Raw genomic sequence first — 492 nt, 5'->3', positions numbered from 1 at the left:
GACAGAAGCAGGACGTCCGGGTGATCTTTTTCGGCTACATCGGCAGCTCTCAGATCACCTGCCTGCAGCTGATGGCCAAGAAGATCGCCGTATCGCAGAGCACTTCAGGAGATGTTCCAGAGTCCGGACTGGACTCGTTGAACCAGGACGGTGATTCAGTAGAAATGGCACTCGCCAGACAACTCATCAACGCTTGACCACGGCCACCTTCGGGTGGCCTTTTTGATGGGTATGGACGAAGCAACGCTGTCCAATCGATTTTCAATTTCGTGATCAATGCTGATGGTTCTGTTCGATATGATCGGCTTGAAGCCCAATCTTCGCGGGCCGTACCGGCTCGATAACACAAGCCAAGGGGGTCAATTTTAAGTCGGCGATTTAAAACATAAGCGGGTCACTTTTCGGCCGACGTTGACAGTCTATGAAGCACTCAGCTTGGCGTCTGACCAGTCAACACAAACCAACCACCCCACTCTATTATCAATTGACCAC

Annotated in this window: 1 pseudogene; it reads left to right on the top strand. The window is 51.6% G+C overall.

The features are described from left to right. A pseudogene (locus ABJ99_RS04110) lies at window positions 1-197 on the top strand (hypothetical protein); the annotation flags it as partial. Window positions 198-492 lie beyond the last annotated feature (295 nt).

This window comes from Pseudomonas syringae pv. cilantro (genome assembly GCF_001293775.1).
In the GTDB taxonomy this organism is placed as follows: Bacteria; Pseudomonadota; Gammaproteobacteria; order Pseudomonadales; family Pseudomonadaceae; genus Aquipseudomonas; species Aquipseudomonas syringae_P.
Note: the sequence above shows the minus strand (reverse complement) of the source record. Positions and strands in the feature narration are given on the sequence as shown.